Genomic DNA, 12,325 nt, shown 5'->3' with positions numbered 1-12,325 from the left:
GAAGGCCAAGGTGGCCGGGTTCGAGCGGGAGATCACCGAGCAGATCCCGGACGAGCGCGTCGCCTGGACGACGGTCGGAGGCGAGGTCAGGCAGGCCGGGATAGCCCTCGGAGTCGCAGTCCAGGCGGAGCATCACCTCGGTCTCGTGTTAGTCCAGGCGGTGGAAGGTGACGACGCCGATAACAGGCAGGTCACCGGCGACTTCAGTAGCTGGGACGTTCCCGAGGCGGATTCACGACCAAATCCGCCTCGCCGCCGACGGACGCTGCCGGCCTCTCGCCCTCGGCCTGACACCCGGACACTACGGCGACGGTCCCCAGCTCAAGCACGCCCTGGAGCAGGTCTCCGCGTGCCGTATCGGCGTCGGACGGCCCCGCACCCGGCCCGACCATGTCCTCGCGGACAAGGCCTACACATCCCGGATAACCGCCTCTACCTGCGACGACGAGGAATCCGGAACACCGTCCCCGAACGTATCGATCAGTAAAAATGCCGAAAGAACCGCGGTTCCCGCGGCAGCCGTCCGGCCCGCTGGCTTCGGCATGGCACCCCGTGCCGGACAAAGATTCGTTGATCTTGCCCGCTGAAGGGCGCACGCTGCGATCATGGCATCGCACCGGGAACTCCCGGCGCATCACCGTCCCGCGCCCATGGGCGCATCCGATCTCCAGGTGGGCCGTGGGTATTGCAGGCGATTACGAGATGACCACCAGCGACAACTTCGAGGAGTACCTCAAGGCCACCGGTGTGGGCCTGGCCACCCGCAAGCTCGCCGCTTCGTCCAAGCCCACCGTCTCCCTCACTGAAGACGGCGACAACTACCGCCTCAGCACCGTCACCACATTCAAGACCACCGTCCTCGCCTTCACCCTCGCGCAGGAGTTCACTGAGGAGGCCGAGGACGGCCGCCAGTGGATCACGACCGTCAACCGTGACGGCAACAAGCTTCTCCAGATCCAGAAGCTCGACACCCTCAGCGCCATCATCACCCGCACGTTCACCGACGACGGCATGGCCGCTGTCTATGTCTGCGGAGATGTCGTCTCAAACCGGTCCTACAAGCGCATCTGAGGCGCGAGAGCACTGTGGGGCGCACGCATCGCAGACTCGGCCGCCACCCGGCTCCCCGCCCTTCCCGTGCCACGGGATGAGGCAGCGGCAAGCGACCGGCACCCCGCCCGCGAGGACCACGTTTTCCGGAGGAGTCACCGGTCACCGGCAGAGCCACCCGGGCACAGGATCACGAAATGCCTCCGGCCGCGCCGGCGGCGCGGCCGGAGCAGGTGAAGTCGGGGGTGGAAGCGAGCATCACAACGGGGCTGGGGCTGCCTCACCCCGGGGGTACGCGGGCCGGGCATCATGGTGGGCCAGCGCTGATGTACGACGGCGTCCGGGTTCCGATGAGTCAGTTCCCGGTTCGCTGAAGATCACTTCCCGACTTACCGGTCAGGGCCTCGTTGTTCCAGGCCGGGTGCTGTGGCGAGGCGGAAGAGCAGATGGCGCGCCTTGCGGCGCGCAGCCTCAAGCTGGCCTGCCTCGACTATCAGTTTGAGGCCGCGTCGACGGGAAGGCTCGCGGAGATGACGATCACCTGCTTGACGGTGGTCATCGCTAGTCAGGGGATCGCTCGTAGGCCGCGGGGCCCCGGCTTGCGCCCGGGGGCCCCGCGGCGCCCGGTCCTACAGGGAGCCGTGGAAGGTGCGGCTGATGACGTCGAGCTGCTGTTCGCGGGTCAGGCGGACGAAGTTGACGGCGTAGCCGGAGACCCGGATGGTGAGTTGGGGGTAGTTCTCCGGGTGCTCTATGGCGTCCATGAGGGTGTCGCGGTTGAGGACGTTGACGTTCATGTGGAAGCCGCCACTGGCCATGTAGCCGTCGAGTACACCGGAGAGGTTGGTGACGCGCTCCTCGGGGGTGCGGCCGAGAGCGTCGGGGGTGACGGTGTTGGTGAGGGAGACGCCGTCCTCGGCGTCGTCGTAGGGGAGCTTGGCGACAGAGAGGGCGGAGGCGATGTATCCGTGCTGGTCACGGCCGTTCATCGGGTTGGCGCCCGGGGCGAAGGGCTCGCCGGCTCGGCGGCCATCGGGGGTGTTTCCGGTCTTCTTGCCGTAGACGACGTTCGAGGTGATCGTGAGGATCGACTGGGTGTGCACCGCGTCGCGGTAGGTGGGGTACTTGCGGAGCTTCTCCATGAAGTCGTGCGCGATCTGCACCGCGAACCCGTCGGCGCGGTCGTCGTTGTTGCCGTACGCCGGGTACTCGCCGTCGATCTCGAAGTCGACGGCGAGGCCGCTCTCGTCGCGTACGGGCCGCACTTTGGCGTGCTTGATGGCGGAGAGGGAGTCCGCAGCGACCGAGAGGCCCGCGGCGCCGAAGGCCATCGTGCGCATCGGGTCGTAGTCGTGCAGGGCCATCTCGATGCGCTCGTAGGCGTACTTGTCGTGCATGTAGTGGATGACGTTCATCGCGTGCACGTACGTCTTGGCGAGCCAGTCGAGCAGCACGTCGTACTGCCTGGCCACGGTCTCGTAGTCCAGGACCTCGTCGGTGATCGGTTCGAACCCGGCGGCGACGACCTTGCCGGTCTTCTCGTCACGGCCGCCGTTGATCGCGTAGAGGAGGGCCTTGGCGACGTTCACGCGGGCGCCGAAGAACTGCATCTGCTTGCCGGTGGCCGAGGGCGAGACGCAGCAGGCGATGGCGGTGTCGTCACCGTACTTGGGGCGCATCAGGTCGTCGGACTCGAACTGGAGGGCCGAGGTGTCGATGGCAACCTGGGACGCGAAGTCCTTGAAACCCTGTGGAAGTTGCGGGGACCAGAATACCGTGAGGTTCGGCTCGGGGGCCGGGCCGAGGTTGTAGAGGGTCTGCAGATAGCGGAAGGAGGAGCGGGTCACCAGCGGGCGGCCGTCCTCGCCGATGCCGCCGATGGACTCGGTCACCCAGATGGGGTCGCCGGAGAAGCCCTGGTTGAAGTCCTCGGTCCGCAGGAAGCGCACGATGCGCAGCTTGATGACGAAGTCGTCGATGAACTCCTGCGCCTGCTCCTCGGTGATGAGGCCGGCGGAGATGTCCCGCTGGAGGTAGATGTCGACGAAGGTGGAGGTGCGGCCCAGCGACATGGCCGCGCCGTTCTGCTCCTTGACGGCTGCCAGGTAGCCGAAGTACACCCACTGGATGGCCTCGCGGCCGCTCGCGGCGGGCCGCGAGATGTCGTAACCGTACGAGGAGGCCATCGCCTTGAGCTCGCCCAGTGCCTTGATCTGCTCGGAGATCTCCTCGCGGTCGCGAATGACGGACTCGGTCGCCCACTCTTCGCCCAGGCGCGCCTTCTCGGCTTCCTTGACCTCGATGAGGCGGTCCACGCCGTACAGGGCGACGCGGCGGTAGTCGCCGATGATGCGGCCGCGGCCGTAGGCGTCCGGCAGGCCGGTGATGACGCCGGAGGAGCGGCAGGCGCGGATCTCGGGGGTGTACGCGTCGAACGTGCCGGCGTTGTGCGTCTTGCGGAGCTTGGTGTAAATCTCCTTGATCCGCTCGTCCGGCTGGTAGCCGTAGTCGGTCAGTGAGGACTCGACCATGCGCCAGCCGCCGTTGGGCATGATGGCGCGCTTGAGCGGGGCGTCGGTCTGCAGGCCGACGATCAGGTCGAGGCCCTGGTCGATGTAGCCGGGGCCGAAGGCGTCGATGCGGGACGGGGTGCTCACGTCCACGTCGTAGATGCCCCGGGCGATCTCCTCAGGGAACATGCCGGAGACCTTGTCCCACACGGCTGTGGTGCGTGCGGTGGGACCGGAGAGGAACGTGGCGTCGCCCTCGTAGGGGGTGTAGTTCCGCTGAATAAAGTCACGGACGTCGATCGCGTCCCGCCACAGTCCACCCGCGAATCCGCCCCATTCCCGGTTTCCGGTCGGCGCCTCAGAAATGGCAGTCATGGTTGGGTACCCTTCAGCTCGTTTCACCCCGACTCGTTCATTGGACGCCGTTTGATCGATCATTTCGGGTGCCAAAGGTCCTGTGGGCAGGGCACAACGACCTCCCAGTTGCTTAGAAGCCTGTCGGGACCAAGTCCCCGGGGCCGCGCTGACCGGGCCCCTCGTCGTGGGGTCGGAATGGTGACACCCCTCCGGTAGGAGCTCCGGCCGCCAGGACGTTTGCCCAATTGGCATCGAGTGCCGACTGTTCTCGATCATGAGGCACTCGGTGCCGTATCTGGTCGTATGGGTAACCGTCGAACCTCGCGCCCGCCCGGTCCCACCAATCCTTACGGCCGTCCCTACGAAGTTCGGGTGATGGCGCCGCGCCCCGCGCCGCTACGTCCTTCAGGATCTCCTCATGGAAGTGACCGTTCGATGAGGCCCGCAGCCGAACGTCTGGCCGACCTCCTCGGCAACTTCTTCGACGGACCGCTCCCTGTGCGGCTGCGTGCCTGGGACGGCAGCGAGGCCGGCCCTGTCGATGTGCCCCTGGTCGTCCTGCGTGGGCCCGACGCCATGCGTCGCCTGCTGTGGCAGCCGAACGAGCTCGAGCTCGCCGAGGCGTACGTCGCGGGAGACATCGACGTCCACGGTGACCTGGCCCAGGCTCTCGGCTCGGCCGGCAGGACGGTCCGCGAACAGCGATTTCGGCGACCGGGCGCGGCCGCGCTGGCCTCTGTCACCGTGCTCGCCGCCGGCCTGGGCGCAGCGGGTCCCCCTCCTCGTCGCCCGCACGGGCGCGCATACCTGAGCGGGCGTCTGCACAGCGCTCTCTACGGCGTGCTGCTCGATGCGACGATGGCGTACTCCTGCGGGTACGGGACCCGAGCCGCGGATGCCACGTACGGGACTGTCCGAGGCCCAGGCCGACAAGATGGAGCTGATCTGCGGCAAGCTCGGACTGCGCACCGGGGACCGGCTCCTCGACGTCGGTTGCGGTTGGGGCTCGCTCGCGGTCCACGCCGCCCGCGAGGGCGTGGCCGATCTGGTGGACATCCAACTGCGCCACTGGCGGCACATCGACGGTCGGGCTACGACGCGGCCGCCGCCGTCGAAATGGGCGAGCACGCCGGAGATGCGGAGTACCCCCGGTTCGCCAGGATGCTGCACGCGGCGCTGCGCCCCGAAGGGCGGCACCTCGTCCAACAGATGTCCCGCGGGGCGAACGCGCCCGGTGGCGGCCGCTTCATCGAGACCTACATCGCCCCCGACATGTACATCCGCCCGCTGGGACGGACCTCGGACCTGCTGGAGTCCGCCGGTCTGGAGGTCCAATCTGATATTGGCGGTGCGTTCACGGCCCGGGCTGGAGACGCGGGGCGATACGTGTACGTTTCCCGGCCGTCACCATCCTTGCTTCGCCATCGGTGCCTTCGTTGGCGCGCCGACGAAGGCACCGTAAGCAGCTCTGGGCTGCCCTCCTCACAGGTCGGTGATGGCGCGCGCCGCGAGGCCGAGCCCGACGAGCAGGACCAGTACTGAGGTGCAGACGGGTCCGATACGCCGGAGCGCGTTCAGTCGGGCCAAGGTTTTCACGGAGGTATTCACGGAGGCATGCGCGGTGATGCGGTCGCGCACCCGTACTAGAAGGAGGCCGGCGAGGGTGAGGGTGGCGGCCATGCCGAGGCCGTAGCCGATGACGAGGAGGATTCCGAAGGCGGTGCGGCCCAGGGCGACGGCGCCCAGGAGGACGACCAGGGCCGAGGGGCTGGGGACGAGGCCTCCGGCGATGCCGACGCCGATCAGGGACCAGCGGCGCCCTCGGGCCGGGGCGTGGGTGTGGTGGTCGTCGCCCTCGCCGTGGTGCTGGTCGTGCGGACGGACGGCGGCGGTCTTCGTCAGGACGACGGTGGCGCCGCCGTCCGTCTCGCCGTCTGGTGCTCGGCGTGAGACGGGCAGGCCGGCCGTCGGCTCATGGCCTGCGTGATCTCCGCCGTGAGCGTGACCTCCGTGACGATGCCCGTGGCCGTGGTCGCCGCCATGCCCGTGTTCGTGGCCGTGGTGATGTCCGTGGCCGTGGCCGTGCTGGAGGGGGCGGCCGCGCAGAGCGGAGCGCAGCAGATGGAGGCCGATGGCGGTGACGAGGAGGCCGCTGGCCAGGCCGAGCCAGGCCAGGACGGTTTCCCCGGCGAGGTGGGTGGCGATCGGCAGGGCGAGGCCGAGGGCCAGGACGCCGGCGGTGTGGGTGAGGGTGACGGTGGCGCCGACGGTGACGGCATCGCGTGGTGTGCCGCGGCGGCCGGCCAGGTAGGCGGCCATGATCGTCTTCCCGTGGCCGGGCAGCGCGGCGTGGGAGGCGCCGAGCACGATGGCCAGGAGCAAGGCGAGGAGACCGACGGGTACGGTCAGTTCGCGGCGGCCGACGAGGGTGTCGAAGAGGGCGGAGACCTTGTTCAGGGCGTCGGTGGCGGGGCCCGCGCCGGGCAGGCCGGACGGCACGATCCCGGCCGCGGGCTGCTGCCCCGGAGCCGTACGGATGTCGGCGCTGCGCTGGTCGAGCGGGTCGGCGAGCGGATCTTGCGGGTAGTGGCGCAGCTGGTCGGTGGTGGAGGCCGCGGGGACCGTGGACTCGGTGAGGGAGAGCCCTTGGCCGCGGGCGGTGATCTCGTGCCAGCCGACGGGTCGGGTGTCGTAGTGGGTGGCGACGTGGAGGCGGGCCGGCGCGGTGAGGTGCGCGTCGGCGGTGAGCGGGCAGGTGAGGCGGCTGGTCTTGAGCCCGGCCTCGCCGGTGTGGAAGGTCAGTCTGCCGGTACCCCGGTTCCACTGGAGGCTCCTGCCGTCCACGTCGGCGGTCAGTTGCCCGGCCAGGGTGGTGCACGCCGTCTCCGCGTACGCACCCTGTTCGTCGGCGGTGACGGATCCGTTGTGGTCCCGGTCGATGAGGGGGCGCTCTTGTGCGGCGGCGATCTCGGCGCGGTCGACCACGATCTCGGCTTCGACCGTGCCGGGGCGCAGGGTGAGGCTGGTCGCGTAGTTGACCGTGAAGTTCCCCAGCGGGTGCGCTGATGCGGGCGGGGCCGTGATGAGGAGGGTGAGCTGGGTGATGAGTGCTGCCGTGAGCGGGATGACGGCCAGGCGCCGGCGGGTGCTGGGGTTCATGGGGTGTCGTCGATTCGCCGGATCGCCTCGCGCGCCGCGGGGGCGTGGAGCGGGTGGAAGGAGGGGTCGAGGTTCAGTGCCTGCTGAAAGTCGCGGCGGGCGGCCGTGGTGTCGCCGAGGGCTTGGTGGATGGCGCCGCGGTGGTGGAGGAAGAGCGCGCTGCGTGTTCCGAGGACGAGGGCCTTGTCGGCTTGGGTAAGGGCCTCTTGGTCGCGTCCCGCGCGGTGCAGGGCCCAGGCGTAGGCGTCGTGGACGGCGAGGAACGGCCTTTCGCGTACAGCGGTTTCGGCCATGGACACGGCCTGGCGAGGATCTCCGTGATCGGCTTCGAAGAGGATCGCGTCGGTGTCCGCGGACGCGTCGCCGGCCCGGCGGAGCGTCTCTTGGGCCCGCAGGACCGCGTACTGGGCCTCGGCCAGGTCCCGGTGGCCGAGCGACTGCTGGAGTTCTCCGAGCCCCAGGAGATATTGCGGCAGCGGGGCCACCGCGATGGCCGCTGTGTAGTCCGCGACCGCCTGCGCGGACTTCCCGAGGGCCGCGTGGGCTCTGGCCCGGGCCTCCAGCAGACCGGCGTCGCGCGGCGTCATGGCAAGCCCCGCCTCCGCCTGGCGTAGGGCGGCCGCCGTATCTCCGCCGTCCAGGGCGAGGGCCGACAGGTGGGTGTGGGCGAAGGCACGCTCGCCTGGGGTGCCGGCCGCGCGCAGCGCGCGTTCCATCAGCTCGCGGGCCCCTCCCGTGTCGCCGCGCAGCTCGAAGACGTAGGAGGCGCGGGCCAGTGATGCGCTGTCCGGGCGCAGGTCGGCCATCTTCTGGACGGCTGCCTCCGCTTCCCCGTAGTGACCGAGTTGGGTGTGGGCGTCGGCGAGCACACCGTGGGAGGCGGGGGTGGCGGGGCTGGTCGCGATCGCCTTCTCTGCCCAGGTGAGCGCATCACGGAACTGGTGGCGGGCGGCGGCGAGCGCGCCCATGCCGATCTCGGCGTGCAGGTTCTCCACCGGCTGGAGCCGGAGCGAGTGACGCAGGGCCCTCTCCGCCTGGGCGTACGCGGCCTGGTCGGCGGTGGTACGGGCTTGCTGGACCAGGGCCATGCCGAGGTCCGCCCAGCTCCCCGGATCCTTCGGCAGTTGTTTGACGCGCTCGCGCAGCGCCGCGATCCCGCGCACCGGGCCGGAGACGGACGCTGCCGTGGCAGTGGTTTCCGGCCCGCTGGAGTTGGTCGGGGAGAGGGCGACGGCGCCGACGGTGAACATGACCGCGCCCAGGGCGATGGTGATCGCGGTGGTGCGCAGGTGTCTGCGGCGCCGGATCGCGGGGGCTGGTTCGTCTTCGGGCCGGTGCACGGGATCCTCCCCGGGGAAATGCAGTGGATGTTGGTCCGGGCGGGGACCGGAGGGCCGGACTCGGTCCCCGCCCGGAGTGGTGGGTCAGCTTCTTGCGGTTGCGGCACAGGCGGCACCGCCGACGCCTGGGAGGAGGACGCCGAGGCTTCCCAAGGCCGCGGCGTTCCTCTCCCTGGAACCCTTTACTTGACGGTCGGGCCGCTGTTGACGGACTTGGTGTGGGGGAGCGCCAGGTACGGGAACGAGGTGCCGAACGGCACCTCGTTGGCGTCGACCCGGTCGCCGTCGGCGAGCGCCGGGACGAGCTGGCCGGTCTGGGCGGCGCCCTCGACGGCCTGGAGGGAGATGTCGATGACGTCGTCGGTCAGGCGGCGGCCGTTGGGGAAGCCCGCGAAGTCACCAGCCAGGACGCCGTAGCGGTTGGGGTTGGCGGTGGGCGGCACGGCCATGTTCAGGCGCAGCTCCTCCGCCGGCACGATGTCGCGGAGCTTCGCGTCCTTGTTCAGGCGGTGGGCGTTGAGGTCGGCCTGGATGGGTCCGCAGGCCTTGCAGATGCCCGTCAGGTAGATCTCGAACAGGTCCCGTCGAGGGGCCGGCGGGGCCGGGATGCCGTAGACCTGCTGGATCAGCTTGGGCAGGATCGGGTCGAGGACCTTGTCCACCACCGGCTGCACGGTGCGGTCCTGGTCCGGGTTGAGGGTGTTGAAGGCGTCCTTGTACTTCAGCGGGACGACCACCTCGTTCACGAGCGGGTTCCCGAGGCGGGAGACCTGCTTCCACTTCTCGCCGTGCCGCTTGTCGCGGGAGTCGGAGACCTGCACTCCCTGGCGGTCGGTGGTCGACCAGACGCCGATGACCGGGTTACGAGACGGGTTCCCCTTGAGCGCCAGGTCCTTCTTGGGGATCTGCAGGGCGACGGAGTTGACGTTGTAGCCGGCGAGGGTGTCCTGGCCGCGCTCGGACAGGTTGCCGCCGTAGAGGAGGTCGAAGACGCGCAGGTCGGCGAAGAAGGGGTCCTCGGCCTGGCCTGCGAAGGTCTTGCCGCCGCCGGGGACGTTGCGGATCGCCTGGTTGCGCAGGGCCGCGTAGTTGGGCATGGACGCCGGGCCGACGCGGGACGGGGCGGCGGGCACGCCGGTGAGCAGGACCTTGCTCTTGTCGCCGTGGGTGACCACGAGGTCGTAGACCTGGCGGAAGTTGAGGTCCGGGTCGTTCAGCGAGGTGACCGGGCCGGTGTTGTAGAGGAACTGGTTCGCGTCGTCGCGGTAGCTGTTGCGGAAGCGCCAGGTGTAGGTGATGTCGGAGACACCGTCACCCGTGTTGTCGATCTTGATGTTGTAGCGGAGGTCGTCGCCGAACGCGTAGAAGTTCGGGCCGCCGTTGGGCTCCTCGAACGGAATCCAGTTCGCCAGCAGGGTCACCGAGTCGGGACGGTCCAGGCTCGTGTACGCGTACACGTCGGTGTTGTCCGCCCGCGGGTCGCCCGCGATCAGGGGTGCCTCGCGGTGGCTCGATGCGGAGCTGACGCCCGGGGCGAGGGTGAGGGCGGCCAGTCCCGTCGCGAGCGCGCCGGCGCCCAGGACGAGGAGGGACTGGTTGAGCACACGGCGCGAAGGGGGCCGTGCGGAGATGGACTTCAAGGGTGTTCCTCTCGACTGCGAACCCCGCCCCACCGCACACACCGGCACGGCCGGACAGGGGCATTCAGATGGGGTGACCACTCGGTCGGACAACGCGCCCGCGAGACATCAGCGACAGCAGGGCCCGCCGACCCTGCGTACCGCCGTGCCCCCAGATCGCGCAGACGGAAGGAAAGCACGCACCACCCACGGCGCGTGACCAACTCTGCTTGCATGTCGGCAATCCGCTCCGCCCAGTTCTCGCAAATCCGCTGGCCACAGCCCCCTCACAGAAACTCCATAGGGTTCCAAATTCGTTTCGACACGCAGTTGACGGGTTAGGCCGATCGGGCAGACTCGCGCTATTGCAAGGCATTCGCAATAAGCGACTGGGGTCCTTGTTTGTAAATACAGAACGATAAATAATGCTGGAGACGCGGGGGTGAAGAATGTGCTGACAGTTCTGCGGTAAGTGAAATCCGGCCTGACCGGAGCGCACGCTTGGTACATGTGTTGCACCTCAACACGAAAGGCGTCTATCCGGCATGCCGCGCATCAACGTAAGCACTGACAGGGACAGCAGCGTCGAGCTCCACTTCGAGGACTTCGGCCGAGGCCGCCCGGTAGTCCTCGTCCACGGCTGGCCGCTGAGCGGCCGGGCCTGGGAGGCGCAGGTCGGCCAACTGGTCGAGGCGGGCTATCGGGTCATCACCTACGACCGGCGCGGGTTCGGTTCTTCCGCGCAGCCGTGGGAGGGCTACGACTACGACACCCTGGCAGCAGACCTGGACGCGCTCCTGACGCATCTCGACCTACGGGACGCGACCCTGGTCGGATTCTCCATGGGAGGAGGGGAGGTAGTCCGCTACCTGCACAACTACGGCAGCAGTCGCGTTCACCAGGCGGTCCTGGCAGCTGCGGTGCCTCCATATCTCTACAAGAGTGCCGACAACCCCGATGGCGGGCTCGACGACGCCGCAATCGCACAGTTCGAGGACGGCGTCCGCGGTGACCGGCCCGCGTTCCTGGAAGGTTTCGTCACCGGCTTCTTCCAGGCCGGCGAGAACACGGACCTCGTCAGCGCGGCACAGCATCGCTATCACGTGCACCTGGCGGAGGCCGCCTCACCCAAGGGGACGCTGGAGTGCATCAACGCCTTCGCCCGAACCGACTTCCGCGACGACCTCGCCCGCATCGAAGTCCCCACCCTGATCATCCACGGCACCCAGGACGCCATCGTGCCCTTCGAAGTCAGCGGCAAGCGAGCCCATCAAGCCCTGCCGGGCAGCACGCTCGCCCTGATCGAGGGGGCTCCGCACGGGCTGAACCTCACCCACGCGAAAGAGTTCAACCAGCACCTGATCGAGTTCCTCGCCAAGTAACCGTAGCCCCGTCCCCCGCCCCGCCCCACGCCAATTGGGGTGGGGCGGGGCGGGGAGCGGCTGGGCGTGAACGAGGTCAGGCGAAGGCTGCCAGCTCGCGCGAGATGGCAGCCGCGCTCTGGAAGGTGGCCCCCAGAAGCGCGACGTGCTTCCAGTGCAGCGTGCCGTCCGGAGCGATCAGGAAGACGGCCCGGCGCAGCCCGATCCCGGGCGCCGTAATGCCGAACGAACGGCTCACCAGACGCTGTTCGTCCGCGAGCAACGGCATCCGCAAGCCATGACGGCGGGCGAAGGCTTCATGGCTGTCGACCCCTTGAGGACTGATGCCCCACACCTGCGCACCGACCGCGGCGAAGGAGTCCAGTCCGCTGGAGTACGAGCACAGCTGACGGGTGCATACAGGGGTGTCATCGCCCGGATAGAAGGCCAGGATCAGGGGCTTGCCGCGCTGCTTGCACAGTTCGAAGTCGCGCCGTACGAACGAAGAGCCTATGAGTTCTCCGCCCGGGAGGGCGAAGTCGCCCACCACCGAACCAACGTTGGGTACGCCTGCCACGAAGATCTCCTTCGCCTTGTCAGCCTGCCTCTGTCACGAATGTCCCCGCCGGGTAGGCCCCGGCTCGGAGCACCTTCGCCGGCAAGGGTATTGCCAAGGGACGACCCGCGAGCACCACCAGACCTCGAGATGCGGCGAATCGCAGAGCAAGAAAAACAGACAGTCCGGACGCTGACAAGACGCCTGCTCCGTCCAGTTGAAAAAACGATTCTCTTCGCGGGTACGACAAAAGAATTTCGGGATGGTCCGCGCGAATATGCGGCGCCGATATCCGTGCAGAGTGGACTAGCCTGGCGGCTGGATTTCGGTCGTGATCCCTCTCTTGTTCGCTGCGCCCGCAATTCTGTTCCAG

At 68.6% G+C, this 12,325-nt stretch carries 8 protein-coding genes and 2 pseudogenes; 5 read left to right on the top strand and 5 right to left on the bottom strand.

What is annotated here, in order from left to right:
• Positions 1-19: 19 nt before the first annotated feature.
• The 3 genes and pseudogenes from MTF69_RS25595 to MTF69_RS43015 form a co-directional block, all read left to right on the top strand.
• Positions 20-103, top strand: a pseudogene (locus MTF69_RS25595) (cyclase); the annotation flags it as partial.
• A 107-nt stretch (positions 104-210) separates the two neighbouring features.
• Positions 211-484: pseudogene (locus MTF69_RS43790) on the top strand (IS5/IS1182 family transposase); the annotation flags it as partial.
• 5 nt (positions 485-489) lie between these two features.
• Positions 490-1,071 carry a lipocalin/fatty-acid binding family protein gene (locus MTF69_RS43015; RefSeq protein WP_279346219.1) on the top strand — a complete coding sequence of 194 codons (582 nt, stop codon included), beginning with the start codon at positions 490-492 and terminating at the stop codon, positions 1,069-1,071.
• Positions 1,072-1,679: 608 nt separating this feature from the next.
• Here the strand turns inward: MTF69_RS43015 and pflB are convergent.
• On the bottom strand, positions 1,680-3,935 hold the full coding sequence (gene pflB / locus MTF69_RS25585; RefSeq protein ID WP_243338132.1) for a formate C-acetyltransferase: 2,256 nt from the start codon (positions 3,933-3,935) through the stop codon (positions 1,680-1,682).
• 832 nt (positions 3,936-4,767) lie between these two features.
• On the opposite strand from pflB, the gene MTF69_RS25580 reads away from it, so the two are divergent.
• Positions 4,768-5,379, top strand: a complete 612-nt coding sequence (locus MTF69_RS25580; protein ID WP_308401449.1) for a class I SAM-dependent methyltransferase — start codon at positions 4,768-4,770, stop codon at positions 5,377-5,379.
• 20 nt (positions 5,380-5,399) lie between these two features.
• Here the strand turns inward: MTF69_RS25580 and MTF69_RS25575 are convergent, their stop codons facing one another.
• The 3 genes from MTF69_RS25575 to MTF69_RS25565 all read right to left on the bottom strand — a co-directional run bounded on the left by MTF69_RS25575 (position 5,400) and on the right by MTF69_RS25565 (position 10,056).
• Entirely contained in the window at positions 5,400-7,076 is a 1,677-nt protein-coding gene (locus tag MTF69_RS25575; RefSeq protein WP_243338130.1) for a nickel transporter, read from the bottom strand.
• Positions 7,073-8,416 (bottom strand): tetratricopeptide repeat protein, encoded by a 1,344-nt coding sequence (locus tag MTF69_RS25570; protein WP_243338128.1) that lies wholly within the window; start codon positions 8,414-8,416, stop codon positions 7,073-7,075. Before MTF69_RS25570 ends, MTF69_RS25575 begins: the two co-directional genes overlap by 4 nt.
• Before the next feature lie 182 nt (positions 8,417-8,598).
• A complete protein-coding gene (locus tag MTF69_RS25565) occupies positions 8,599-10,056 on the bottom strand; it encodes a DUF4331 domain-containing protein (RefSeq protein WP_243338127.1) in 1,458 nt (485 codons plus the stop codon).
• A gap of 524 nt (positions 10,057-10,580) precedes the next feature.
• Between MTF69_RS25565 and MTF69_RS25560 the strand changes: the two genes are divergently transcribed.
• Positions 10,581-11,417, top strand: coding sequence for an alpha/beta fold hydrolase (locus tag MTF69_RS25560; RefSeq protein WP_243338126.1), 837 nt, complete (start codon positions 10,581-10,583; stop codon positions 11,415-11,417).
• A 76-nt stretch (positions 11,418-11,493) separates the two neighbouring features.
• Here the strand turns inward: MTF69_RS25560 and MTF69_RS25555 are convergent, their stop codons facing one another.
• Complete coding sequence (locus tag MTF69_RS25555) at positions 11,494-11,973, bottom strand: peroxiredoxin (RefSeq protein WP_243338124.1); 480 nt, start codon at positions 11,971-11,973, stop codon at positions 11,494-11,496.
• Positions 11,974-12,325 lie beyond the last annotated feature (352 nt).

This window comes from Streptomyces sp. AP-93 (assembly GCF_022808175.1).
GTDB lineage: Bacteria > Actinomycetota > Actinomycetes > Streptomycetales > Streptomycetaceae > Streptomyces.
The sequence above is the reverse complement of the archived record's forward strand: the minus strand, read 5'-3'. Positions and strand labels throughout refer to the sequence as shown.

Coding starts and splice junctions, on each gene's coding strand:
- MTF69_RS43015 (WP_279346219.1), top strand. CDS start 490: ATGCCGAAAGAACCGCGGTTCCCGCGGCAGCCGTCCGGCCCGCTGGCT.
- pflB (WP_243338132.1), bottom strand. CDS start 3,935: ATGACTGCCATTTCTGAGGCGCCGACCGGAAACCGGGAATGGGGCGGA.
- MTF69_RS25580 (WP_308401449.1), top strand. CDS start 4,768: ATGCGACGATGGCGTACTCCTGCGGGTACGGGACCCGAGCCGCGGATG.
- MTF69_RS25575 (WP_243338130.1), bottom strand. CDS start 7,076: ATGAACCCCAGCACCCGCCGGCGCCTGGCCGTCATCCCGCTCACGGCA.
- MTF69_RS25560 (WP_243338126.1), top strand. CDS start 10,581: ATGCCGCGCATCAACGTAAGCACTGACAGGGACAGCAGCGTCGAGCTC.